The 25,242-nt window shown below is 65.7% G+C and carries 22 protein-coding genes; 16 read left to right on the top strand and 6 right to left on the bottom strand.

All coding sequences use genetic code 11. From position 1 onward, the window contains the following. Window positions 1–191: 191 nt before the first annotated feature. The 3 genes from aceE (at window position 192) to lpdA (ending at window position 6,654) form a co-directional block, all read left to right on the top strand. Window positions 192–2,888: a pyruvate dehydrogenase (acetyl-transferring), homodimeric type gene (gene aceE / locus WI26_RS10220; protein ID WP_069225875.1), complete on the top strand. Its 2,697-nt coding sequence runs from the start codon at window positions 192–194 to the stop codon at window positions 2,886–2,888. A 70-nt stretch (window positions 2,889–2,958) separates the two neighbouring features. Next, window positions 2,959–4,608, top strand: coding sequence for a dihydrolipoyllysine-residue acetyltransferase (aceF, locus tag WI26_RS10215; protein ID WP_069225874.1), 1,650 nt, complete (start codon window positions 2,959–2,961; stop codon window positions 4,606–4,608). Window positions 4,609–4,884: 276 nt separating this feature from the next. Continuing rightward, window positions 4,885–6,654 carry a dihydrolipoyl dehydrogenase gene (gene lpdA, locus WI26_RS10210; RefSeq protein WP_069225873.1) on the top strand — a complete coding sequence of 590 codons (1,770 nt, stop codon included), beginning with the start codon at window positions 4,885–4,887 and terminating at the stop codon, window positions 6,652–6,654. A 212-nt stretch (window positions 6,655–6,866) separates the two neighbouring features. Here the strand turns inward: lpdA and WI26_RS10205 are convergent, their stop codons facing one another. Next, complete coding sequence (locus WI26_RS10205; RefSeq protein ID WP_059450463.1) at window positions 6,867–7,433, bottom strand: phasin family protein; 567 nt, start codon at window positions 7,431–7,433, stop codon at window positions 6,867–6,869. Between the two features lie 653 nt (window positions 7,434–8,086). Between WI26_RS10205 and pbpG the strand changes: the two genes are divergently transcribed. Further along, a complete protein-coding gene (gene pbpG / locus WI26_RS10200; protein WP_069225872.1) occupies window positions 8,087–9,238 on the top strand; it encodes a D-alanyl-D-alanine endopeptidase in 1,152 nt (383 codons plus the stop codon). A gap of 97 nt (window positions 9,239–9,335) precedes the next feature. On the opposite strand, the gene WI26_RS10195 is transcribed toward pbpG, so the two are convergent. After that, window positions 9,336–10,145, bottom strand: coding sequence for an IclR family transcriptional regulator (locus tag WI26_RS10195; protein ID WP_059464196.1), 810 nt, complete (start codon window positions 10,143–10,145; stop codon window positions 9,336–9,338). Window positions 10,146–10,325: 180 nt separating this feature from the next. Between WI26_RS10195 and WI26_RS10190 the strand changes: the two genes are divergently transcribed. The 12 genes from WI26_RS10190 (at window position 10,326) to iscX (ending at window position 19,466) form a co-directional block, all read left to right on the top strand. Next, window positions 10,326–11,048 (top strand): (Fe-S)-binding protein, encoded by a 723-nt coding sequence (locus tag WI26_RS10190; protein ID WP_059510853.1) that lies wholly within the window; start codon window positions 10,326–10,328, stop codon window positions 11,046–11,048. Window positions 11,049–11,081: 33 nt separating this feature from the next. After that, window positions 11,082–12,494, top strand: a complete 1,413-nt coding sequence (locus WI26_RS10185; RefSeq protein WP_069225871.1) for a lactate utilization protein B — start codon at window positions 11,082–11,084, stop codon at window positions 12,492–12,494. A gap of 127 nt (window positions 12,495–12,621) precedes the next feature. Beyond that, window positions 12,622–12,849: a hypothetical protein gene (locus tag WI26_RS10180; RefSeq protein ID WP_059510854.1), complete on the top strand. Its 228-nt coding sequence runs from the start codon at window positions 12,622–12,624 to the stop codon at window positions 12,847–12,849. Window positions 12,850–12,950: 101 nt separating this feature from the next. Beyond that, on the top strand, window positions 12,951–13,433 hold the full coding sequence (locus tag WI26_RS10175) for a low molecular weight protein-tyrosine-phosphatase (protein ID WP_069225870.1): 483 nt from the start codon (window positions 12,951–12,953) through the stop codon (window positions 13,431–13,433). 117 nt (window positions 13,434–13,550) lie between these two features. Next, a complete protein-coding gene (gene iscR / locus WI26_RS10170; RefSeq protein WP_009691731.1) occupies window positions 13,551–14,090 on the top strand; it encodes a Fe-S cluster assembly transcriptional regulator IscR in 540 nt (179 codons plus the stop codon). A 63-nt stretch (window positions 14,091–14,153) separates the two neighbouring features. Further along, window positions 14,154–15,377, top strand: coding sequence for an IscS subfamily cysteine desulfurase (locus WI26_RS10165; RefSeq protein WP_059450456.1), 1,224 nt, complete (start codon window positions 14,154–14,156; stop codon window positions 15,375–15,377). A gap of 68 nt (window positions 15,378–15,445) precedes the next feature. Then, entirely contained in the window at window positions 15,446–15,853 is a 408-nt protein-coding gene (iscU, locus tag WI26_RS10160; protein WP_009691729.1) for a Fe-S cluster assembly scaffold IscU, read from the top strand. Between the two features lie 64 nt (window positions 15,854–15,917). After that, entirely contained in the window at window positions 15,918–16,241 is a 324-nt protein-coding gene (iscA, locus tag WI26_RS10155) for an iron-sulfur cluster assembly protein IscA (protein WP_011885413.1), read from the top strand. Between the two features lie 94 nt (window positions 16,242–16,335). After that, window positions 16,336–16,863: a Fe-S protein assembly co-chaperone HscB gene (gene hscB, locus WI26_RS10150; RefSeq protein ID WP_069226396.1), complete on the top strand. Its 528-nt coding sequence runs from the start codon at window positions 16,336–16,338 to the stop codon at window positions 16,861–16,863. Between the two features lie 54 nt (window positions 16,864–16,917). Further along, entirely contained in the window at window positions 16,918–18,786 is a 1,869-nt protein-coding gene (hscA, locus tag WI26_RS10145) for a Fe-S protein assembly chaperone HscA (protein WP_069225869.1), read from the top strand. A gap of 84 nt (window positions 18,787–18,870) precedes the next feature. Beyond that, entirely contained in the window at window positions 18,871–19,212 is a 342-nt protein-coding gene (fdx, locus tag WI26_RS10140) for an ISC system 2Fe-2S type ferredoxin (RefSeq protein ID WP_059464189.1), read from the top strand. A gap of 44 nt (window positions 19,213–19,256) precedes the next feature. Further along, window positions 19,257–19,466 carry a Fe-S cluster assembly protein IscX gene (gene iscX, locus WI26_RS10135; RefSeq protein ID WP_040144569.1) on the top strand — a complete coding sequence of 70 codons (210 nt, stop codon included), beginning with the start codon at window positions 19,257–19,259 and terminating at the stop codon, window positions 19,464–19,466. Between the two features lie 131 nt (window positions 19,467–19,597). Here the strand turns inward: iscX and WI26_RS10130 are convergent, their stop codons facing one another. From WI26_RS10130 to recJ, 4 genes are all read right to left on the bottom strand, one after another. Then, the gene (locus WI26_RS10130; protein WP_069225868.1) at window positions 19,598–20,326 is read right to left on the bottom strand and encodes a glycine zipper 2TM domain-containing protein; all 729 of its coding nucleotides are present in this window, start codon (window positions 20,324–20,326) and stop codon (window positions 19,598–19,600) included. Window positions 20,327–20,671: 345 nt separating this feature from the next. Next, complete coding sequence (gene lysS, locus WI26_RS10125; RefSeq protein ID WP_059450453.1) at window positions 20,672–22,198, bottom strand: lysine--tRNA ligase; 1,527 nt, start codon at window positions 22,196–22,198, stop codon at window positions 20,672–20,674. Window positions 22,199–22,272: 74 nt separating this feature from the next. Then, a protein-coding gene (gene prfB, locus WI26_RS31060) for a peptide chain release factor 2 (RefSeq protein WP_155623234.1) occupies window positions 22,273–23,377 on the bottom strand; the annotation gives its coding sequence in 2 pieces (ribosomal slippage) (window positions 22,273–23,295 and window positions 23,297–23,377; 1,104 coding nt in all). Between the two features lie 160 nt (window positions 23,378–23,537). Continuing rightward, the gene (recJ, locus tag WI26_RS10120; RefSeq protein WP_069225867.1) at window positions 23,538–25,235 is read right to left on the bottom strand and encodes a single-stranded-DNA-specific exonuclease RecJ; all 1,698 of its coding nucleotides are present in this window, start codon (window positions 25,233–25,235) and stop codon (window positions 23,538–23,540) included. Between the last annotated feature and the right edge of the window lie 7 nt (window positions 25,236–25,242).

The following is a 25,242-nucleotide window of genomic DNA, read 5'->3' as shown; positions in this document are numbered from 1 at the left end:
GCCGGAGAAGCCCGAAGCGAGGGTGCAGCGCAGCAATATTCCGCATTGCGAGAAAAGATCTCATAATTCGAAAATTTTGTTGCGCGTGGCCGTCCACGCTCATTACAATCCGTCGGAGCTTGCCCGCAGCCGGCCGCGTCGCGTCGTCTGCACGAGAGCGATCCTCACATTCCAGGACCCAGGAGACGAGAATGTCCGCTGTACCGAACGAAGTGATGAAATATGTCGCCGCCGATCGTGACGACGACCCGCAAGAAACCGTTGAATGGCTCGAGTCGCTCGACGGCGTGATCTCCTCCGTGGGCACCGGCCGCGCGCACTACCTGATCGAAAAGCAGATCGAATTCGCCCGCATGCACGGCGAACACCTGCCGTTCTCCGCTAATACCCCGTACATCAACACGATCCCGGTCGAAGCCCAGGCGAAGATCCCGGGCGACCAGGACCTCGAGCACCGCATTCGTTCGTACACGCGCTGGAACGCGCTGGCGATGGTGCTGCGCGCAGGCAAGGACACGAACGTCGGCGGCCACATCGCGTCGTTCGCATCGGCCGCGACGCTCTATGACGTCGGCTACAACCATTTCTGGCACGCGGCGTCCGACCAGCACGGCGGCGATCTCGTGTTCGTGCAGGGCCACTCGTCGCCGGGCGTATACTCGCGCGCGTTCCTGCTCGGCCGCCTGTCGGAAGAGCAACTCGACAACTTCCGTCAGGAAGTCGACGGCAAGGGCATCTCGTCGTACCCGCACCCGTGGCTGATGCCGGACTTCTGGCAGTTCCCGACCGTGTCGATGGGTCTCGGCCCGATCATGGCGATCTACCAGGCACGCTTCATGAAGTACCTGGAATCGCGCGGCATCGCGAAGACCGCCGGCCGCAAGGTCTGGGCGTTCCTCGGCGACGGCGAGACGGACGAGCCGGAATCGCTCGGCGCGATCGGCATGGCGAGCCGCGAGAAGCTCGACAACCTCGTGTTCGTGATCAACTGCAACCTGCAGCGTCTCGACGGCCCGGTGCGCGGCAACGGCAAGATCATCCAGGAACTGGAATCGGAATTCCGCGGCGCCGGCTGGAACGTGATCAAGGTCATCTGGGGCAGCCGCTGGGATGCACTGTTCGCACGAGACAAGTCGGGCGCGCTGATGCGCCGCATGATGGAAGCCGTCGACGGCGAATACCAGACGTACAAGTCGGAGTCGGGCGCGTACGTGCGCGAGCACTTCTTCAACACGCCTGAGCTGAAGGCACTCGTCGCCGACTGGTCCGACGACGACATCTGGGCGTTGAACCGCGGCGGCCACGATCCGCACAAGATCTACGCGGCATTCCACGAAGCGAGCAACACGAAGGGCGCGCCGACCGTCATCCTCGCGAAGACCATCAAGGGCTACGGGATGGGCGAGTCCGGCCAGGCGATGAACATCACGCACCAGCAGAAGAAGCTGCCGGTCGAGCAACTGAAGAAGTTCCGTGACCAGTTCCGCCTGCCGATCACCGACGAACAGATCGCCGACGTGCCGTACCTGAAGTTCGAGGAAGGCTCGAAGGAACTCGAATACATGCGCCAGAAGCGCATGGACCTCGGCGGCTACCTGCCGCATCGCCGCGAGAAGGCGACGTCGCTGCCGGTGCCGGCGCTCGACGCGTTCGAGCCGCTGCTGAAGGGCACGGGCGAAGGCCGCGAGATCTCGACGACGATGGCGTTCGTGCGGATCCTGAACATCCTGCTGAAGGACAAGGCGCTCGGCAAGCGCGTCGTGCCGATCGTCCCGGACGAATCGCGTACGTTCGGCATGGAAGGCCTGTTCCGCCAGATCGGCATCTGGAACCAGGAAGGCCAGAAGTACGTGCCGGAAGACTCCGACCAGCTGATGTTCTACAAGGAATCGGAAACCGGCCAGATCCTGCAGGAAGGCATCAACGAAGCGGGCGGCATGTGCGACTGGATCGCGGCGGCAACGTCGTATTCGACGCACGGCGAGATCATGGTGCCGTTCTACATCTTCTATTCGATGTTCGGCTTCCAGCGGATCGGCGACCTGGCATGGGCGGCGGGCGACATGCGCTCGCGTGGCTTCCTGCTCGGCGGCACCGCGGGCCGCACGACGCTGAACGGCGAAGGCCTGCAGCACGAAGACGGTCACTCGCTCCTGTGGGCGGCATCGGTGCCGAACTGCGTGAGCTACGACCCGACGTTCGGCTACGAACTCGCGGTGATCGTCCAGGACGGCCTGCGCCGCATGGTGCAGGACCAGGAAGACGTGTACTACTACATCACGGTGATGAACGAGAACTACGAGCACCCGGCGATTCCGCAGGGCGAGCACGTGGCGGCCGACATCATCAAGGGCATGTACGCGTTCAAGAAGGCCGACGCCGACGCGAAGGCGCCCCGCGTGCAGTTGCTCGGCGCCGGTACGATCTTCAACGAAGTGATCGCCGCGGCCGACCTGCTGAAGAACGACTGGGGCGTCGCGGCCGATCTGTGGAGCGTGCCGAGCTTCACCGAACTCGCGCGCGAAGGCCATGACGTCGAGCGCTGGAACCTGCTCCATCCGACCGAGGGGCGCCGCCTGTCGCACGTGCAGAAGTGCCTGAAGGACACGCAGGGTCCGGTCATCGCATCGACCGACTACGTGCGCGCGCTGGTCGACCAGATCCGCGGCCAGATCGATCGCCGCTTCGTCGTGCTGGGCACGGACGGCTTCGGTCGTTCGGATACCCGCGAGAAGCTGCGTCACTTCTTCGAAGTCGACCGTCACTGGGTCACCGTCGCCGCGCTGAACGCGCTGGCCGACGAAGGCACGATCGAGCGCAAGGTGGTCGCGGACGCGATTGCCAAGTACAACCTCGATCCGTCGAAGCCCAACCCGATGACCGTTTAACGCACACGCGCCGTGTGATGCTGCGCGCCGCTTCCGGGAGGGGCGCGCGCGGCCATGGAGACAGAAAAAGATGAGTCAAGCGATCGAAGTGAAGGTGCCGGATATCGGCGATTACAAGGACGTGCCCGTCATCGAGGTGCTCGTGAAGGCGGGCGACACGGTCGAGCCCGAGCAGTCGCTCGTCACGCTCGAGTCGGACAAGGCGACGATGGACGTCCCGAGCCCGGCCGCCGGCACGGTCAAGGAAGTGAAGGTCAAGGTGGGCGATTCCGTGTCGGAAGGCTCGCTGATCATCCTGCTCGACGGCGGCGCCGCGGCGCAGGCGAACGGCGCAGCAACGCCGGCAGCAGCGCCGGCTCCGGCGGCAGCGCCGGCACCAGCCGCCGCAGCGCCGGCCGCCGCTCCCGCTGCTGCGGGCGGCACGCTCGAAGTGAAGGTGCCCGACATCGGCGACTACAAGGACGTCCCGGTGATCGAGATCGGCGTGAAGGTCGGCGACACGGTCGAGAAGGAGCAGTCGCTCGTCACGCTCGAGTCGGACAAGGCGACGATGGACGTGCCGAGCCCGGCCGCCGGCGTCGTGAAGGAAATCAAGGTCAAGGTGGGCGATTCGGTGTCGGAAGGCACGCTGATCGTGCTGCTCGACGCCGCCGCCGGCGCAGCGCCTGCCGCTGCACCGCAAGCGAGCGCACCGGCACCGGCCGCTGCCGCGCCGGCACCCGCCGCCGCACCGGCGCCCGCGAAGGCTGCGCCGGCTCCGGCTGCTGCCGCGCCGGCCGCCGCCCCGTCGGGCGAGTACCGCGCGAGCCACGCATCGCCTTCCGTGCGCAAGTTCGCGCGCGAACTCGGCGTCGAAGTCGCACGCGTGCAGGGTAGCGGTCCGAAGGGCCGCATCACGAAGGACGACATCACCGGCTTCGTGAAGGGCGTGATGACGGGCCAGCGCGCGGCACCGGCCGCGGCGGCCGCGCCGGCTGGCGGCGGCGAGCTGAACCTGCTGCTGTGGCCGAAGGTCGACTTCTCGAAGTTCGGCCCGTTCGAGGCGAAGCCGCTGTCGCGCATCAAGAAGATCTCGGGCGCGAACCTGCATCGCAACTGGGTGATGATCCCGCACGTCACGAACAACGACGAAGCGGACATCACCGAGCTCGAAGCGCTGCGCGTGCAACTGAACAAGGAGCACGAGAAGGCGGGCGTGAAATTCACGATGCTCGCATTCGTGATCAAGGCGGTCGTCGCCGCGCTGAAGAAGTTCCCGACCTTCAACGCGAGCCTCGACGGCGACAACCTGGTGTTCAAGCAGTACTACCACATCGGTTTCGCTGCGGACACGCCGAACGGTCTCGTCGTGCCGGTGATCCGCGACGCGGACAAGAAGGGGCTCGTCGACATCGCGAAGGAAATGGCCGAGCTGTCGAAGGCCGCACGCGACGGCAAGCTCAAACCGGACCAGATGCAGGGCGGCTGCTTCTCGATCTCGTCGCTCGGCGGGATCGGCGGCACCCACTTCACGCCGATCATCAACGCGCCGGAAGTCGCGATCCTCGGGTTGTCGCGCGGCCAGATGAAGCCGGTGTGGGACGGCAAGCAGTTCGTGCCGCGTCTGACGCTGCCGCTGTCGCTGTCGTATGACCATCGTGTCATCGATGGCGCGGAAGCCGCGCGGTTCAATGCGTATCTCGGTGCATTGCTTGCCGATTTCCGCCGCATCATTCTTTGATGAGCGTGGGAGTGGCTCGCGGGGCGTGGGTTTTTTGTCGGTGATCCGCGCCTCGTCGTTGAACCTGTTGTGCTAACGGTCTATTAGCGTCGTCCCCGCGCGGGGCGGCGGTCACTTTTCTTTGTTTTCCAAAGAAAAGTAACCAAAAGAAAGGCGCGTCCTTGGGCGGACGGCAAAGGTGGTCCTGCCCGGGTTCGCGTTCCTTGATCAGGCCGTAAAGCGGGTTCTTCCGGGTTTCTCCCCCTCTGTCTGCAGCTAATCAAGAAGGGGACAGTAATGAGTCTCATCGAAGTCAAGGTTCCGGATATCGGCGATTTCAGCGGCGTCGATGTCATCGAAGTCAACGTGAAGCCGGGCGACGTGATCGAAAAAGAGCAGACGCTCATCACGCTCGAATCGGACAAGGCCTCCATGGAAGTGCCCAGCGATGTCGCCGGCACGGTCAAGGAAGTCAAGGTCAAGGCCGGCGAGAAAGTCTCGCAAGGCACGGTCATCGCCATCGTAGAAGCTTCGGCAGGCGCCGCCGCTCCCGCGAAAGCTGCCGAACCCGCGAAGGCCGCAGCACCGGCTCCGGCCGCTGCGCCCGCCGCCGCCCCGGCACCCGCACCGCAATCCGGCAGCTACAGCGGCTCCGCCGACATCGAGTGCGACATGCTCGTGCTCGGCGCCGGCCCCGGCGGCTACTCGGCCGCGTTCCGCGCCGCCGACCTCGGCATGAAGACGGTGCTGGTCGAGCGCTACTCGACGCTCGGCGGCGTGTGCCTGAACGTCGGCTGCATTCCGTCGAAGGCGCTGCTGCACACGGCGCTCGTCGTTGAAGAAGCCGAAGCGCTCGCTGCGCACGGCATCTCGTTCGGCAAGCCGCAGGTCGACCTCGACAAGCTGCGCGACTTCAAGGGCGGCGTCGTCAAGAAGCTGACGACGGGCCTCGCCGGCATGGCGAAGGCCCGCAAGGTCGAAGTCGTGACCGGCGTCGGCGCGTTCGTCGATCCGTATCACATGGAAGTGCAGGGCGAGAACGGCAAGAAAGTCGTCAAGTTCAAGCAGGCGATCATCGCCGCGGGCTCGCAGGCGGTGAAGCTGCCGTTCATGCCGGAAGACCCGCGCGTCGTCGATTCGACGGGCGCGCTCGAACTGCGCCAGTTGCCCAAGCGCATGCTCGTGATCGGCGGCGGCATCATCGGCCTCGAAATGGCGACGGTGTACTCGACGCTCGGCGCCGAGATCGACGTCGTCGAAATGATGGACGGCCTGATGATGGGCGCGGACCGCGATCTCGTGAAGGTCTGGGAAAAGTACAACGCGAAGCGCTTCGGCAACGTGATGCTGAAGACCAAGACGGTCGGCGCGGAAGCGAAGGAAGACGGCATCTACGTGAAGTTCGAGGGCGAGAAGGCGCCGGCGGAAGCGCAGCGCTACGACCTCGTGCTCGTCGCGGTGGGCCGCAGCCCGAACGGCAAGAAGATCGGTGCCGACAAGGCGGGCGTCGCGGTGACCGACCGCGGTTTCATCGACGTCGACAAGCAGATGCGCACGAACGTCCCGCACATCTTCGCGATCGGCGACGTCGTCGGTCAGCCGATGCTCGCGCACAAGGCGGTGCATGAAGGCCACGTCGCAGCGGAAGCCGCGCACGGCGAAAAGGCGTACTTCGACGCGCTGCAGATCCCGTCGGTGGCGTACACGGATCCGGAAGTGGCCTGGGCCGGCAAGACGGAAGACCAGTGCAAGGCCGAAGGCATCAAGTACGGCAAGGCCGTGTTCCCGTGGGCCGCATCGGGCCGCGCGATCGCGAACGGCCGCGACGAAGGCTTCACGAAGCTGATCTTCGACGAGGAAACCCATCGCGTGATCGGCGGCGGCATCGTCGGCCTGAACGCGGGCGACCTGATCAGCGAAGTGTGCCTCGCCGTCGAGATGGGCGCGGACGCGGAAGACATCGGCAAGACGATCCATCCGCACCCGACGCTCGGCGAATCGGTCGGCATGGCCGCCGAGCTGTACGAAGGCGTCTGCACGGACCTGCCGCCGCAACGCAAGAAGTAACGCGACCGGCATGGCCGGCCTTGTGCCGGCCACGAAAAAACGCCGCCGCCTCGGGATATCCGGGCGGCGGCGTTTTCTTTTCCCAGCAGACGGCAGTAGCCTGTCCGTGTCCGTCGCGTCAACGCGCCGGCGACCGCCGGATGCCCGGATATTCCGGCGCCGGAACGAAAAAAAGCCGCGCAGTGCGCGGCTTTCTCAGGCGCAGGGGACGCTTACGCGGCCGGCTTGCTCGAACGGCGCGATGCGGCAGCGCTCGCAGCCTTCGTCGCGACAGCGGCAGCCGCGTTGAAGTTCGTTTCGGCGATCTCGACGGCTTGCTTGGCAGCCTTCTGGACCGTTTCGTACGTCGTGTTCGCTGCGTTCAGTGCCGACTTCAGTGCGGCGACAGCCGTTTCCGAACCGGCCGGGGCGTTCTTCGCGACGTTGTCGACGAGCGCCTGGACCTTCTTGTTCTGCTCTTCGAATTGCGCTTCGGCAACCTTCGCGAACTCGGCTTGCGTCGACGACGCGATTTCATACAGGTGACGGCTGTACGACAGCACCTTCTCCGCGACCGGCTGCGACAGGCTCGCTTGCAGCGCGATCAGTTCCTGTGCGTCCTTCACCGACAGCAGGCGCTGCGCGTTTTCCTGGCTTTCCGCCAGCGACGACTTCACGACCTGCAGATTGAGTTCGATCAGCTTTTCGACGCCTTCGAACGCCTTGGTCGTCAGACCGAACAGGCTTTCGAGGTTGGCTTTCTGGGCGGCGGCGATTTGCTCGGGGGTCAGCAAGGACATGTCAAGCTCCTGAAAAGCGATCGCGTCGATCGCAGGGGTAAGGGGCACTACGCTGGGGAACCTCGGATCCGCGTGCTTTGTGCAACGCAGCAATGAGTCGTATTTTAGGGCAGAGAAATCGCTTGTCAAGTATTTTTTGTGCGTTGCACAATCGCGACAAATTATCGATAAAACAACGAGTTATCGTGGCCGATTCGGAATCGGTTTCAGACGTGTTCCAACATGGTGCGCACGTGGCCGGCAACGCGCGGCGCACCATGATCATGCACAGGTAAACCTGACAGGCATGTGGAACGTTATGCTTCTGTTCCTGTCGAAAAGCGCGCCGTTTCAATGCGCGTGCCGTGGCGACGTGCCGCCGCCCGGTCGACACCGGTGCCGCTGGAACACCGAGCGCCGGGTACGTACTTTCCCCGCTTTAATTCGTCGCCAAAGTGACGTTATCTCAATTAACCGTGTGGTAATCGGGAGACGGTTACTGTCGGGCAGCGCATCTCATCAATTTTTTCGATGGGAGCGGGAGGGTTGATCGATTCGTCGTTGGCCAACGCTTACATTCCGGTTTAACGACGATCGGTAAGTGCCTAATATTGCTCTTTTTTTCAGCTTTAACTACACTTGCGGAAACTCCCGCCCGCTTTGTCCAGACCCCAATGAAAGCCGAATCGTTTTCACCGCGCAGATTGTTGCAGAGCATGACGCTCGGCACGGCTGTGTCGGTCGCCGTCGCCTTGCTGGCGACTGCTGCGTCCGTCGCACCCGCTGACGCCTTTGCCGCCACTGCGAAGACTCACCAGGCCGCCAGGAAAGCCGCTTCTACTTCTTCGGCGAAGAAGAAGACGGTGAAGGCCGCCTCCGCGAAATCCGCCAACGTCGCGTCGGCCGACGCGCCGAAGGCAACGCGCAAGCGCGCGACGCTCGCGTCGAATGTGCACGGCCACCACGGCGCGGTGCGCAAGGTCGCGTTCCAGCCGCGCCGGCCGACGGTCGGCCAGGCATTCGGCCTGCACGACACGCCGGACGCGCTCGCGCTGCGCTCGAGCGTCGCGTACGTCGTCGACCAGAACACCGGCGAGCCGCTGTTCGACAAGAATTCGCACGCGGTCGTGCCGATCGCGTCGATCTCGAAGCTGATGACGGCGATGGTCGTGCTCGACTCGAAGGCGCCGATGACCGATCAGCTCGAGGTCACGGACGAAGATCGCGACTACGAGAAGGGCACGGGCTCGCGCCTGTCGGTCGGCTCGGTCCTGTCGCGCGAGGACATGTTGCACATCGCGCTGATGGCGTCGGAAAACCGTGCCGCTGCCGCGCTGTCGCGCTACTACCCGGGCGGCCGTCCGGCGTTCATCGCCGCGATGAATGCGAAGGCGAAATCGCTCGGCATGAACGACACGCACTTCGAGAATTCGACGGGCCTGTCGAGCTCGAACGTGTCGAGCGCGCGCGACCTCGTGAAGATGGTCAATGCGGCGTACCAGTACCCGATGATTCGCCAGTTCTCGACCGACCGTACGTACGACGTCAATACGGGCAAGCGCAACCTGGTCTACAACAGCACGAACGCGCTGATTCGCGGCAACGGGTCGTGGGATATCGGCCTGCAGAAGACGGGCTTCATCAACGAGGCAGGCGAATGTCTCGTGATGCAGGCGACCATCCATGGTCGGCCGATGGTGATGGTGCTGCTGGATTCGTTCGGCAAGTACTCGCGTTTCGCCGACGCGTCGCGCCTGCGCAACTGGCTCGACGCCGGCGGCGGCGAGCGCCTGACGGCGGCCAACACGGCGAACGGGGGCACCTGATCGCACCACGGCGGTTCGCCGCCGTGCCGTACCCGCGCCGCAAAGAAAAAGCCCCGCAATCGCGGGGCTTTTTCGTCTGGTCGCCGTGCGGCCCGGATCATGCGTGCCGTTGCAGCCCTTCGGCGTCCTTCGCCGGCTCCGGCCGGTACCCGAGCGATTCCGAGATGGTCAGCGCAGTGCGGCTCAACTGGCCGAGCCACGCATCCTGCAGGCGATCGGCCGGTGCCGACAGCGACAGGCCCGCGACGAGCTTGCCGGAGTCGTCGTAGATGCCGGCCGCGATACAGCGCACGCCCAGCTCCAGCTCCTCGTTGTCGCGCGCGCACGCCTGCTGGCGCACGAGCGTCAGTTCGCGCTCGAGCTTCGCGATGTCGGTGATGCTGTTCTGCGTATGGCCGGACAGCCCGGTGCGCGTCGCGTACGCGCGCACGCGGGACGTTTCGTCGACCGCGAGAAACAGCTTGCCGACCGACGTCAGGTGCAGCGGCGCGCGGCCGCCGATCGCGCGGACGACCTGCATCCCCGAGCGCTCCGAATACGCGCGCTCGATATAGACGATTTCGTCGCCCTGGCGTACCGACAGGTTCACGGTCTGGCCGGTCAGGCGGTGTAGCTCGCGCATCGGCATCAGCGCGGCGTCACGTACCGACAGTCGCGCCTTCACGAGGTTGCCGAGTTCGAGCAGCCGCATGCCGAGCCGGTAGGTGCCGGGGTCGGAGCGATCGACGAGGCGACAGGTCACCATGTCGTTGAGGATACGGTGCGCGGTCGATGGATGCAGATCGGTGCGCTGGGCAAGCTCCTTCAGGCTGACGGGGTCGCTGTGCGCGGCGAGCGCGTCCAGCAATCGCATCATGCGTTCGATCACCTGGATCGACGTTTTGGAGTCCGGGGTGGGTTGGCTCATGTCGGGGGAGAATGTTGACGCATCAAGCGGTGTTGCGTCGATTGTATCTCGTATCGTGAAAAAAGCGAACGCCGTTCGAGGAAGTCCTCGTTTCCGGCCGTGCGCCCTTGCGCGCGCGCCGGCGTTGGTCTTGCCGGCCAAACGGCGGATAATGAGAGCCGTTTTCTCGAAGGAGCGCGTATGCGAGTCGGTTTGTTCGTGACCTGCCTGGTCGACCTGATGCGTCCGGAAATCGGTTTCTCGGCGCTGAAACTGATTCGCGATGCCGGCTACGAGGTGTTCGTGCCGCCCGCGCAAACCTGCTGTGGCCAGCCAGCCTACAATTCGGGCGACCGTGCCCTCGCACGTGATCTCGCCGAAAAGACGTTGCGCGAGTTCGAGCAGTTCGACTACGTCGTCGTGCCGTCGGGTTCGTGCGGTGGCATGATCCGCGCGCACTATGGCGACCTGTTCCGCGACGACCCCGAACTGATGGGGCGTTATGCGAGACTCCAGCAGAAGGTCCATGAGCTGACCGATTTCCTCGCGAACGTCGCGAAGGTGACGCTCGCGCCCGGCGAATTCACCGGGCCCGTGACTTATCACGACTCGTGCTCGGGCCTGCGCGAGCTCGGCGTGAAGGCGCAGCCGCGCGCGTTGCTCGCGCAGCGCGGCGTGGCCATCACCGAGATGAAGGACTGCGAGCACTGCTGCGGCTTCGGCGGCACGTTCGCGGTCAAGTACGGTGATATTTCGGCGGCCATCGCGGACGAGAAGTGCGCGAACGTGCGTGCGTCCGGTGCCGGCGCCGTCGTGCTCGGCGATCTCGGCTGCATGCTGAACATCGAAGGGCGGTTGCGCCGCACCGGCGACCGCGAAACGCGCGTGCTGCACGTCGCGCAGGTGCTGGCGGGCGACGTCTGACGCCCGGTTCCGCTCACTTTTCCCGATACCGCGATGCAAGTCCAATCGATGCATTTCAAGGCGCGAGCCGGCCAGAAGCTGGCCGACCAGCGCTTGCAGCAGAACCTGAAGAAGCTGTCGACGAAATTCGTGTCCGCACGCGCCGACGCGATGACGGCGATCGACTTCCCGGCGACGCGCGCCGCGCTGAAGGCGAGGCGCAACCGGGCGCTGGAAAACCTCGACGTGTGGCTCGAGGCATTCGAGCGCGAGGCGACGCGGCGCGGCACGACGGTGCTGTACGCGGAAACGACCGCCGACGCCGCGCGGCTCGTCGCCGACATCGCGCGACGCCACGAAGTGAAGAAGGTCATCAAGACGAAGTCGATGGTGTCCGAGGAAATGCGCCTGAACGCGGTGCTCGCCGAGATGGGCGTGCAGTCGATCGAGACGGACCTCGGCGAATACATCCTGCAGATCAATGACAACGAGCCGCCGAGCCACATCATCGCGCCCGTGGTGCACAAGGACAAGGACGAGATCGCGGACCTGTTCGCGCGCACGCACCACCGCGAGCGGCTGACCGAGATCCCCGACATGACGCGCGAGGCGCGTGAAGTGCTGCGCCCGCATTTCCTGTCGGCCGACATGGGGGTGACGGGCGGCAACTTCGTGATCGCCGAGACGGGATCCGTCGCGGTCGTCACGAACGAAGGCAACGAAGGGATGTGCACGGTGATGCCGCGCGTGCACGTTGCGGTGACGGGCATCGAGAAGGTGCTGCCGACGCTCGAGGATCTCGCGACCGCGATGCGCCTGCTGCCACGTTCGGCGACCGGGCAGAAGACTTCCAACTATTTTTCGCTGCTCACCGGGCCGCGCGGCCCCGGCGACGAGGATGGGCCGGAGCACAACTACGTGGTGCTCGTCGACGGGGGCCGGACGGGACTGATCGGCGGCGAATTCCAGGAGATGCTGCGCTGCATCCGCTGTGGCGCATGCATGAACCACTGCCCCGTATACCAGAAGGTTGGCGGGCACGCGTACGGATGGGTCTATCCGGGCCCGATGGGCTCGGTGCTGACGCCGAGCTACGTGGGAATCGACCGGGCGCTCGATTTGCCGCAGGCCGCGACGCTGTGCGGCGAATGCGACAGCGTGTGCCCGGCCGGTATCTCGTTGTCGCACTTGCTGCGCACGCTGCGCGAGAAACAGGTCGAGCGGCATCTGCGGCCGTGGCGCGAGCGGGCCGCGCTTGCCGCCTGGGGCTTTTTCGCGCGCCGGCCCATGTTGTACGCGCTGACGACCAAGCTCGCGGTGCGCATCCTCGAGCGGCTGGGCGGCAATGGCGGCACGCTGCGGCGCTTGCCGATGATGAGTGGCTGGATGGACACGCGCGACATGCCGACGCCGACCGGCCGCACGTTTCGCGAACTGTACGCGGCTTCGCAAAGTCACCTCGGCTGACGACTGTTCATCGAGGGGCAACAGTGCGTTCGCTATTCATGTATTTATCTCGATAGATGCGATCTATAGAATCCTGCCTGTAGTCTCCGGAATCGGGTTCCGGGGCATGAGGTCAAGGAGCCGCATCATGAGAAAGACAATATCGATGTACTGGCCGCTGGCAATCGTCGTCCCGCTCGCCGCGGTCGCTTATCTGCACGCGATGGCCGACGCGCCGGCGCGTGGCCCGATCGCCGTTCATCAGGCATCGGCCGAACTCGCGCGCGCGGTGTCGTTCGGGCTGGTCGGCGACGTGGCGCAGCCGTTGCCGGCGGCATCCGGCGACGTCGTGCTCGCCGCACCGAAGGCGCTGTAAGGCACGCCGCCGTCGCTTTGCGCGGCGGCGCGATTCCGGGCGCCTTTGTATAATGGCGCGTTCTTCTCCCACGCGGTTCGCCGCGGCTTTCCGATAGTGCGATGACCCGCGTTGCCATCTGTTTCGTCTGTCTCGGCAATATCTGCCGTTCGCCAACGGCGGAAGGCGTGATGCGCCACCAGGTCGATGCGGCTGGGCTGGCCGATCGGATCGCAATCGAGTCGGCCGGCACCGGGGACTGGCACGTCGGTGAGCCGCCCGACACGCGCGCGCAGGCGGCGGCCCGCACCCGTGGCTACGACCTGTCGGCGCTGCGGGCGCGGCAGGTAAGTGCGGCGGATTTCGAGCGGTTCGACCTGCTGCTGGCGATGGACGAGGCCAATTTCGCGGAATTGCGGCGGCGCTGCCCGCCCGAGCATCGCGACAAGGTGCGCCTCCTGATGGAATTCGCGCCGGGCGCGACCGAGACCGAAGTGGCGGATCCTTATTTCGGCGGCGCGCAGGGCTTCGAAGCGGTGCTCGATCAGGTCGAGCGCGCGTGCGCGGGCCTGCTCGAAGCCATCCGGAGCGGCGCTGCACGCTGATCGCGGCGAGGTATTCAGCGATCTGCGAATACCCTGTCGAAGACATGGATACTTGACTAAAAACGTCAAATATTTATACTTGACCAAAATCGTCAAGATTGCAGTCCCCTAGACACCATGAGACTCACCACCAAAGGCCGTTTCGCCGTCACGGCGATGATTGACTTGGCACTGCGCCAGGAGCAGGGCCCGGTGACGCTTGCAGGCATCAGCCAGCGCCAGCGGATTTCGCTCTCGTATCTCGAACAGCTGTTCGGCAAGCTGCGCAGGCATGAAATCGTCGAATCCGTGCGCGGCCCGGGCGGCGGCTACAACCTCGCGCGCCGTGCGCAGGACGTCACCGTTGCCGACATCATCATCGCGGTTGATGAACCGCTCGACGCCACGCAGTGCGGCGGCAAAGGCACGTGCGACGGCTCGAAGCAGCCCGACGGCCATTGCATGACGCACGAGCTGTGGTCGACCCTGAATCAGAAGATGGTCGAATACCTCGATTCGGTATCGCTGCAGGATCTCGTCGATCAGCAGCGCGCGCGCGAGGGCGCGCCCGCGGTGTTGCGCGACCGGCGCACGCCGGAGCCTGTCGCGGCGCCGGCCGAACCGGTGCGCACGATGCCGCTCGGTCCCAATTCGGTGTTCAACATCGCGAGTTCGTGAGCGCGAACGCGCCGCACACCCCATAACGCACATAGTCCCTGCACAGAATTCCCGGAGCGACAGATGACCCAAGAGACTCTCCACCTGCCCATCTACATGGATTACAGCGCGACGACGCCCGTCGACCCGCGCGTGGTCGACAAGATGGTGCCGTACCTGCGCGAGCAGTTCGGCAACCCGGCGTCGCGTAGCCACGCGTACGGCTGGGACGCGGAACGCGCGGTCGAGGAAGCGCGCGAGCAGGTGGCCGCGCTCGTGAACGCCGATCCGCGCGAGATCATCTGGACGTCCGGCGCGACGGAATCGGACAACCTCGCCATCAAGGGCGCCGCGAACTTCTACAAGGGCAAGGGCAAGCACATCGTCACGGTGAAGACCGAGCACAAGGCCGTGCTGGACACCTGCCGCGAGCTCGAGCGCGACGGCTTCGAAGTCACCTATCTCGACGTGAAGGAAGACGGCCTGATCGACCTCGACGTGTTCAAGGCCGCGCTGCGCCCGGACACGATCCTCGTGTCGGTGATGCACGTGAACAACGAGATCGGCGTGATCCAGGACATCGAGACGATCGGCGAGATCTGCCGCGAGAAGGGCATCATCTTCCACGTCGACGCCGCACAGTCGACCGGCAAGGTCGAGATCGACCTCGCGAAGCTGAAGGTCGACCTGATGTCGTTCTCGGCACACAAGACCTACGGCCCGAAGGGCATCGGCGCGCTGTACGTGCGCCGCAAGCCGCGGGTGCGTATCGAAGCGCAGATGCACGGCGGCGGTCACGAGCGCGGGATGCGTTCGGGCACGCTGCCGACGCACCAGATCGTCGGCATGGGCGAAGCATTCCGCATCGCGCGTGAAGAAATGGCCACCGAGAACGAGCGCATCCGCATGCTGCGCGACAAGCTGCTGCGCGGCCTGTCGCAGATCGAGGAAACGTACGTGAATGGCGACATGGAGCACCGTGTCCCGCATAACCTGAACATCAGCTTCAACTTCGTCGAAGGCGAATCGCTGATCATGGCGATCAAGGACGTCGCGGTATCGTCGGGCTCGGCTTGCACGTCGGCGTCGCTGGAGCCGTCGTACGTGCTGCGTGCGCTCGGCCGCAACGACGAACTGGCGCACAGCTCGATCCGCTTCACGGTCGGTCGCTTCACGACCGAGCAGGACGTCGACTTCGTGATCGACCTGCTGAACAGCAAGATCGCGAAGCTGCGCGAACTGTCGCCGCTCTGGGAAATGCACCAGGAAGGTATCGATCTGTCGACGATCGAATGGGCCGCACACTGAACGCGGCATTGAATACATTCGCGGGCGGATTTGCGCACGCAGACGTAACGAGTCAAGGAGTCTGAGTCATGTCATACAGCAACAAGGTTCTGGATCACTACGAAAACCCGCGTAACGTCGGTTCGTTCGCGAAGGACGACGACGCGGTGGGCACCGGCATGGTCGGCGCGCCGGCCTGCGGCGACGTGATGAAGCTGCAGATCCGCGTCGGCGCGGACGGCGTGATCGAAGACGCAAAGTTCAAGACGTACGGCTGCGGTTCGGCGATCGCGTCGAGCTCGCTCGTGACCGAATGGGTGAAGGGCAAGACCCTCGACGAGGCGCTGTCGATCAAGAACACGCAGATCGCCGAAGAGCTGGCCCTGCCGCCGGTGAAGATTCACTGCTCGATTCTCGCGGAAGACGCGATCAAGGCAGCCGTGGCCGATTACAAGAAGCGCCACGACACCAAGGAAGGCGATCAGGCAGCGGCCTGAGCGGCATTGAGCGGCTTGTGAAGGATCGCGGCGAGCCCGGGTGGTGCGCCGCGGCAAGGACATCATGGCAATTACACTGACCGAAAAAGCAGCACAGCACGTCCAGAAATACCTCGTCCGTCGCGGCAAGGGTGTGGGCCTGCGGCTTGGCGTTCGCACGACCGGGTGCTCGGGGCTCGCGTACAAGCTCGAGTATGTCGACGAGCTGGCCCCCGAGGATCAGGTGTTCGAGAGCCATGGCGTGAAGGTCGTTGTCGACCCGAAGAGCCTCGCGTACATCGACGGCACCGAGCTCGACTTCGCGCGCGAAGGCCTGAACGAAGGGTTCAAGTTCAACAACCCGAACGTGAAGGACGAGTGCGGCTGCGGCGAATCCTTCCGCGTGTGACGCGGGTTTCCGCGCGATGCGGGCAAGAGGCGGCACGGGCCGCCTTTTTAATGTGCGGCGCTTGCCGCGCGACGAACCGGAATTGAACGCGACGATGGTTTCGCTGAAAGACAGCCACTTCGACCTGTTTCACCTGCCGGCGCAATTCGCGCTCGATGAGGCGGCGCTCGACAGCGCGTATCGCACGGTGCAGACGCAGGTGCATCCGGACCGCTTCGCGGCGGCCGGCGATGCGCAAAAGCGCATCGCGATGCAATGGGCGACCCGTGCGAACGAAGCGTATCGCACGCTGCGCGACCCGCTCAAGCGGGCGACCTACCTGCTGTCGCTGCGCGGCGTCGACATCGGCGCCGAAAACAACACCGCGATGGAGCCGGCGTTCCTGATGCAGCAGATGGAGTGGCGCGAAGGCATCGAGGATGCCGCGGCTGCCCGCAACATCGACGCGCTCGATGCGCTGCTCGCCGAACTGCGCGACGAAAAGCGCGTACGCCTCGAGCGCCTCGGCACGCTGCTCGACACCGGGGCCGACCAAGCCGCCGCCGAAGCCGTGCGCCAGCTGATGTTCATCGAACGGGTCGCGTCGGAAGTGGGCGCGCAGATCGAGCGCCTCGAAACTTAACCGCGTGCCTCGCGGCACGCGCAGCAAACGGGCCGAGCGCCCGAACGAACCAAGATGGCTTTACTGCAAATTTCCGAACCGGGCATGGCGCCGGCGCCGCATCAGCGGCGACTCGCTGTCGGGATCGATCTCGGCACGACGAACTCGCTCGTCGCGGCCGTGCGCAACAGCGTGCCCGAAGTGCTGCCGGACGAGGCGGGCCGCGTGCTGTTGCCGTCGGTGGTCCGTTATCTGGAGAAGGGCGGCCGCCGCATCGGTCACGAAGCGAAGGAGCAGGCCGCGACCGATCCGCGCAACACGATCGTGTCGGTCAAGCGCTTCATGGGACGCGGCAAGGCCGAGGTCGAAGGCGCGGCGAACGCGCCCTACGAATTCGTCGATGCACCGGGCATGGTGCAGATCCGCACGATCGACGGCGTGAAGAGCCCGGTCGAAGTATCGGCCGAGATTCTCGCGACGCTGCGTTACCGCGCGGAAGACACGCTCGGCGACGAATTGGTCGGCGCGGTCATCACGGTGCCCGCGTATTTCGACGACGCGCAGCGCCAGGCGACGAAGGACGCCGCGCGTCTCGCGGGCCTCAACGTGCTGCGCCTGCTGAACGAACCGACCGCGGCCGCGATCGCCTACGGTCTCGACAACGGGGCCGAAGGCCTCTACGCGGTGTACGACCTCGGCGGCGGCACGTTCGACCTGTCGATCCTGAAATTGACGAAGGGCGTGTTCGAAGTGCTGGCCGCGGGTGGCGATTCCGCGCTCGGCGGCGACGATTTCGACCACGCGCTGTTCGACCACGTGCTCGCACAGGCCGGCATCGATGCGAAGGCGCTGGCGCCCGAGGACGTGCGCCTGCTGCTCGATCGCGTGCGTGTGCTGAAGGAAGCGCTGTCGTCCGCGCCGCAGGCGTTGCTCGACGTGACGCTGTCGAGCGGTGCCCGACTCGAGCAGACCATCTCGCACGACACGTTCGCCGCGCTCGTCGAGCCGCTCGTGCAGCGTACGCTGACGCCGACCCGCAAGGCACTGCGCGATGCGCAGGTCACGCCGGCCGACATCAAGGGCGTCGTGCTTGTCGGCGGCGCGACGCGCATGCCGGTGATCCGCGAGGCGGTCGCGAAATATTTCGGCCAGCCGCCTCTCGTCAATCTCGATCCGGACCAGGTCGTCGCGCTCGGCGCGGCGATCCAGGCCGACCTGCTCGCCGGCAATCGCGGCAGCGGCGACGACTGGCTGCTGCTCGACGTGATCCCGCTGTCGCTCGGCGTCGAGACGATGGGCGGCCTCGTCGAGAAGATCATTCCGCGCAATTCGACGATTCCGATCGCGCGTGCGCAGGAATTCACGACCTTCAAGGACGGCCAGACCGCGATGGCGATCCACGTCGTGCAAGGCGAGCGCGAGCTCGTGGCTGACTGCCGGTCGCTCGCGCGCTTCGAGCTGCGCGGCATTCCGCCGATGACGGCCGGTGCGGCGCGCATCCGCGTGACGTACCAGGTCGATGCGGACGGACTCTTGTCGGTGTTCGCGCGCGAGCAGCAGTCGGGCGTCGAGGCATCGGTCGTCGTGAAACCGTCGTATGGCCTCGCCGACGACGACATCGCGAAGATGCTCGAAGACAGCTTCAAGACCGCCGAGGTCGACATGCGGGCGCGCGCGCTGCGCGAAGCGCAGGTCGAGGCCCAGCGGATGATCGAGGCGACGCAGGCGGCGTTGGCCGCCGACGGCGAGTTGCTCGACGACACCGAACGCGCGCAGATCGACGCGCTCGTCGCGGCATTGCGCGCGGTCGCGCAGGGCGACGACACGGACGCGATCGAAGCGGCGACCAAGACGCTGGCCGACGGCACCGACGAATTCGCGGCGCGCCGGATGGACAAGAGCATCAAGCGCGCGCTATCGGGCCGACGCCTCGACGAGATCTGAACGAACTGCACGCGGGCTGGCGACGGCCCGCGCGATATTGAACCGTGCGGCGCCAGTCGCCGCACCCTGACTGACGGAACGGACATGCCTCAACTGGTGGTGCTGCCTCACGTCGAACTGTGCCCGGACGGCGCAGTGATCGACGCGACGCCCGGCAAGAGTATTTGCGACAACCTGCTCGACAACGGCATCGAGATCGAGCATGCGTGCGAGAAGTCGTGCGCATGCACGACCTGCCACGTGGTGATTCGCGAGGGTTTCAACGATCTCGACCCGTCCGACGAAGACGAAGACGACTTGCTCGACAAGGCGTGGGGCCTCGAGCCGACGTCGCGCCTGTCGTGCCAGGCAATCGTGAAGGAAGATTCTGACCTGGTGGTCGAGATCCCGAAGTACTCGATCAACCACGCGAAGGAAAATCACTGACGGTTCGGCGGGGCGGACTCGCCGTGTACACGGGAGAGCAGGCCATGAAGTGGACCGATTCGCGCGAAATCGCCATCGCGCTGGCAGACAAGCATCCGGACGTCGATCCGCAGCGGATCAATTTCGTCGACCTGCGCCAATGGGTCATCGAACTGGACGGTTTCACCGACGACCCGGCACACTCGGGCGAGAAGATCCTCGAAGCGATCCAGGCCCACTGGATCGACGAATCCGACTTCGACGACGAAGACTGACGCTCGCGCTGGGGTCGCACCAAGGCGGTGGCCCGGCAAAAGCCCCGCGCAAAAGGAAAAGGCTCGTGATGCTTCACGAGCCTTTTTCATTTCAGGCGCGGCGCCGGGGCCGCCCGGCGACGCGTCAGGCGTTACGCGCCGACCAGCGTGCCGTTCTCGATCCGCACGCGCTGGCCCTGACCGAACGGCGGCGGGTTGTGGTACGTGAACGTGCGCGTCGCGCCGCTTTCCATCTGGACCTGCACCTGATAGTCAGTCTCCGCGCGCACCTGCTTCTCGACCTGGTTGCCGGCGAGACCGCCGCCGAGCGCGCCGATGATCGTCATCGCGGTGCGGCCGTTGCCATGACCGAACTGGTTGCCGAGCAGGCCGCCGGCCGCTGCGCCGCCGACCGCGCCAATCCCCGAGCTCTGGCCCGGCGTACGCGTCTGCGTGATCGCGACGACCGTGCCGCAGGTCTGACAATAGGCCGGCTGCGTGGGCGCGGACGGCTGCTGCGCGTATTGCGGCGGTTGCGGCGCGGGCGTGTGGCGGCGGTGCGTGGCTGCAGGGCGCGGCGCGGGCTTCGATTCGGCCTGGACTGCCGCTGCCTTCTGCCGCGCGGCCTCTTCGGCTGCCTGCTGCTGCGCCTGCGCGGCAAGCGCGGCGCTGGCTGCCGCGGCCGTATCGACGGCCGGCTGCGACGCGATCAGCGCCGCCTGGGTCTGGCCATTCTGCGCGTTGTTGCTGTTGGCCTTCGGGAAGATGCCCGTGATCGCGGCAGTGGCCGCGAGGCTCGCGACGATGACGGCGCCTGCCGCGGTCGCGATGAGCGGGTGAAGGCGTTGCTTTTGCGGCGTGGTTTGATTCTGGTTGTCCATTTTGTTCTCCGGTGTCGACCCGGCTTCGCGTGTTGGCGCTGGCCGGATCCCACGCTCGGGAGCGAGCAGACTTGGCGTTCCGGCGCCGCGTTCTGGTCCCGTGGTCATGCGTGGTGACGCAACAGGAGTGTCGTCCACGGGCGAGGGGCGCACCGTATCAAGGTGTAACGAATTGCAGCGGGGAGCCGGCGCGCGTTGCGGGGAAAACCAGTAGAATGCTGTCGCGACGAGGAGATAAAACGGGGGAGGATCGAAAGCCGGCGAACGCCGGCAGGCGGGATTTACGCGTGGTTACAAAGCTGACGCGTGCGCGCCCCAAGCGCGGCGCACACGCGGGCTTGGCCGTCAGTCCTCGCGGCGCAGGTGCGGGAACAGCAGCACGTCGCGGATCGTCGGGCTGTCGGTCAGCAGCATCACGAGACGGTCGATGCCGATCCCGCAACCGCCCGTCGGCGGCATCCCGTGTTCGAGCGCGCGGATGTAGTCGGCGTCGAAGAACATCGCTTCCTCGTCGCCTGCATCCTTCTGCTCGACCTGCTTCTTGAAGCGCGCGGCCTGGTCTTCCGGATCGTTCAGCTCGGAGAAGCCGTTCGCGATTTCGCGGCCGGTCATGAACAGCTCGAAACGCTCGGTGATGCCCGGCACCGTATCCGATGCGCGCGCGAGCGGCGACACCTCGACCGGGTAGTCGATGATGTAGGTCGGCTCCCACAGCTGCGATTCGGCGGTTTCCTCGAACAGCGCGAGCTGCAACGCGCCTATGCCGGCGTTCAGGAAGGCCGGCTGCGACACGTCGACGCCGAGGCGCTTCAGCTCGGAACGCAGGAACGCGTCGTCCGACAGCTGGCCGTCGGTGTACTGCGGCGCGTACTTCTGGATCGCCTGCGTGATCGTCAGGCGGTGGAACGGCTTCGCGAGATCGAGCTCGCGGCCCTGATACTGGATCGTCGCGGTACCGAGCGCATCGATCGCCGCCTGGCGGATCAGCTGTTCGGTGAAGTCCATCAGCCAGCGGTAGTCGGTGTACGCGGCGTAGAACTCCATCATCGTGAATTCCGGGTTGTGGCGCGGCGACACGCCTTCATTCCGGAAGTTGCGGTTGATCTCGAACACGCGTTCGAAGCCGCCGACGATCAGGCGCTTCAGGTACAGCTCCGGCGCGATGCGCAGGAACATCTGCATGTCGAGCGCGTTGTGGTGCGTGACGAACGGCTTCGCCGCGGCGCCGCCCGGGATCGGGTGCAGCATCGGCGTCTCGACTTCCATGAAGTCGGCGTTGTCCATGAACTTGCGGATCGACGCGATGGTCTTGGTGCGCGCGCGGAACGTGTCGCGCGTTTCCGGCGTGACGATCAGATCGACGTAGCGCTGGCGATAGCGCATTTCCTGGTCGGCGAGGCCGTGGAACTTGTCCGGCAGCGGGCGCAGCGCCTTCGACAGCAGGCGCAGCTCCTTGCACTGGACCGACAGCTCGCCCTTGTTGGTGCGGAACAGCACGCCGCGTGCGGCGACGATGTCGCCCAGGTCCCACTTCTTGAATGCGTCGTAGGTTTCCGCGCCGACGTCGTTCGGCGTCACGAAGAACTGGATCTGGCCCGAACCGTCCTGCACCGTCGCGAAGCTCGCCTTGCCCATCACGCGCTTGAGCATCATGCGGCCGGCGACCGCCACCTCGACCGGATTTGCCTCGAGCGCGGCCTTGTCCGAATCGGCGAAGTCTGCCTGGAGATTGGCGGCGTGATGCGTCGGCCGGAAATCGTTCGGATAGGCGACGCCTTGCTCGCGCAATGCGCGCAGCTTCTCGCGGCGCTCGGCGATGATCTGGTTTTCGTCCGCGGCGACGGCGGGCTGCGTTTGGGTCGGTTCGGTCATGATGGTCGGAATTCGGAGTGGTGCGGCAACGCAACGGGAAGGGCGGCGCGACCGGAGGGGCCGCGCCGCGGCGCTTACACGCCCTGTTTGAGGCTCGCGCTGATGAAGTCGTCGAGATCGCCGTCGAGCACGGCCTTCGTGTTGCTCATTTCGACGTTCGTGCGGAGGTCCTTCACGCGGCTCTGGTCGAGCACGTACGAGCGGATCTGGTGACCCCAGCCCACATCGGTCTTGCTCGATTCGAGCTTGTCCTGCTCGGCCTGGCGCTTGCGCATCTCGGCTTCGTACAGGCGCGACTTCAGCATGGCCATCGCTTCGGCACGGTTGCGGTGCTGCGAGCGGTCGTTCTGGCACTGCACGACGATGCCGGTCGGCATGTGCGTGATGCGCACCGCCGAGTCGGTCTTGTTGATGTGCTGACCGCCCGCGCCCGATGCGCGGTACGTGTCGATGCGCAGGTCGGCCGGGTTGACTTCGACTTCGATCGAGTCGTCGATTTCCGGATACACGAACACCGACGAGAACGACGTGTGGCGGCCGCCCGACGAGTCGAACGGCGACTTGCGCACGAGACGGTGAATGCCGGTTTCGGTGCGCAGGAAGCCGTATGCGTATTCGCCGGACACCTTGATCGTCGCGTTCTTGATGCCTGCGACGTCGCCGTCGGACTCTTCGAGCACTTCGGCCTTGAAGCCCTTGCGCTCGCAGTAGCGCAGGTACTGGCGCAGCAGCATCGACGCCCAGTCGCACGCCTCGGTGCCGCCGGCGCCGGCCTGGATGTCGATGAAGCAGTTGTTCGGGTCGGCCGGGTTCGAGAACATCCGGCGGAATTCGATGTCGCCGACGCGCGCTTCGAGCTTCTTCGCGTCGTCTTCGGATGCGACGAGGGTGTCTTCGTCGCCTTCCTCGCGTGCGAGTTCGAACAGGTCGAGCGCGTCGCGCAGGTCGCTATCGAGTGCCGTCAGCGTCGTGACGACGCCTTCGAGCAGCTTCTTCTCGCGGCCGAGCGCCTGGGCGTTCTTCGAATCGTTCCAGACGTTCGGGTCTTCGAGTTCCTTGTTGACTTCGTTCAGACGCGCAGCTTTGGCGTCGTAGTCAAAGATACCCCCGAAGCTCGCCCGCGCGCGTGCGCAGGTCGAGCAGGGAGCTTTCGATCGCGTTGAGACGTTCCGCTTCCATGATCGTTCGCTTTTCTTGCTTCGTAAAAAAGCGGAATTATAGCCGATCGGCGGGCTTTCCCGGTGACGCGGAACGTGCTCGCATGCGCGCTGCGGCCGGTTCGGCGCGGCGCGCATGCGGCCCGCCAGTGCGGCGGGCCGGTCGGCCAGGCGGGCGTGGTTCAGCCGGCTGCGTGCTCGACGATCAGCTGAACGCGCGTTACGCCGTTCCATGTGTCGGCCACGAGGCGGTACGCGATCAGCGCGCTCGCCGGCAGCGGCTCGGTGTGGTTGAACCAGATCGCGTTGAAGCGCTGGCGGCCGCGCGCCAACTGCAGCTTCAGGTGCTTTTCCTTCACGAGCGACTGCGACACGACGTCGAATTCACCGGAGAAAAGCGGGGCCGGAAAGCCCTGGCCCCAGACGGCTTCGTCGAGCAGCCCGACGAACTGCGGCGTGAAATACGCGTCCTCGAGCTCGCCGTCGGTCTCGATCACGCGTGCCAGCGCGTCGTCGGACAACCACTCGCGCGCGACGGCCTCGAACGCGGCCGCGAAGCGCGGCACATTGTCGGTGTCGAGCGTGAGGCCGGCAGCCATCGCGTGGCCGCCGAACGCGACGATCAGGTCGGGCTCGCGCTTCGACACCAGATCGAGCGCATCGCGCAGGTGGAAGCCCGGGATCGAGCGGCCCGAACCCTTGACCCGCGTGCCGGCTTCGTCCGCATGCGCGAACGTGAACGACGGGCGGTGGAATTTCTCCTTGAGCCGCCCGGCGACGATGCCGATCACGCCCTGGTGCCATTCGGGGTTGAACAGCGTGATCGTGCATGCGTCGGCCGGATCGACGTCCGCGAGATCGGCGAGCGCCTGCTGCTGCATGCCGGCCTCGATCTCGCGGCGCTCGCGGTTCATCGTGTCGAGCTGCTGTGCGAGGTCCCACGCGCGGCCGATGTCGTCGGTGATCAGGCACTCGATGCCGAGCGACATGTCCGAGAGCCGCCCGGCGGCGTTCAGGCGCGGGCCGAGGCCGAAGCCGAGGTCGAAGCCCGACGCGGTGCGCGCGTCGCGGCCGGCCGCGCGGAACAGCGCGGCGATGCCCGGCTGCATGCGGCCGTTGCGGATGCGCTGCAGCCCCTGCGCGACGAGCACGCGGTTGTTGCCGTCGAGCCGCACCACGTCGGCGACCGTGCCGAGCGCGACGAGGTCGAGCAGCCCGTCGAGGCGCGGTTCGGCCTCCTTGCTCGCGAACGCGCCGCGGCGGCGCAGTTCGGCGCGCAGCGCGAGCAGCACGTAGAACATCACGCCCACGCCGGCGATATGCTTGCTCGGGAACGCGCAGCCCGGCTGGTTCGGGTTGATGATCGCGCGCGCGGCCGGCAGCGCGTCGCCCGGCAGATGGTGGTCGGTGACGAGCACGTCGATGCCGCGCGCGTTCGCGGCTTCGACGCCCGCGACGCTCGCGATCCCGTTGTCGACGGTGATCAGCAGGTCCGGCTTGCGCGCGGCCGCGAGTTCGACGATCTCGGGCGTGAGCCCGTAGCCGTATTCGAAGCGGTTCGGCACCAGGTAGTCGATCTGCGCGCCGAACATCCGCAGGCCGCGCACCGCCACCGCGCAGGCGGTCGCGCCGTCGCAGTCGTAGTCGGCGACGACCAGCAGGCGCCGCTTGTCGGCGATTGCGTCGGCGAGCAGCGCCGCGGCGTCCGCGCAGCCTTTCAGTTCGGTGGGCGGGACGAGGCGCGCGAGCGCCGTCTCGATGTCGGTCGGGGACTGCACGCCGCGCGACGCATACAGGCGCGCGAGGACGGGGTGCAGGCCGTGGCGGGCGAGCGCTTCGGCGTCGGCGGGCGCGACGGGGCGGGTAACGATCCGGGTCATACAGGTC

Origin of the sequence: Burkholderia diffusa (genome assembly GCF_001718315.1) — a bacterium.
Classification (GTDB): domain Bacteria; phylum Pseudomonadota; class Gammaproteobacteria; order Burkholderiales; family Burkholderiaceae; genus Burkholderia; species Burkholderia diffusa_B.
Note: the sequence above shows the minus strand (reverse complement) of the source record. Positions and strands in the feature narration are given on the sequence as shown.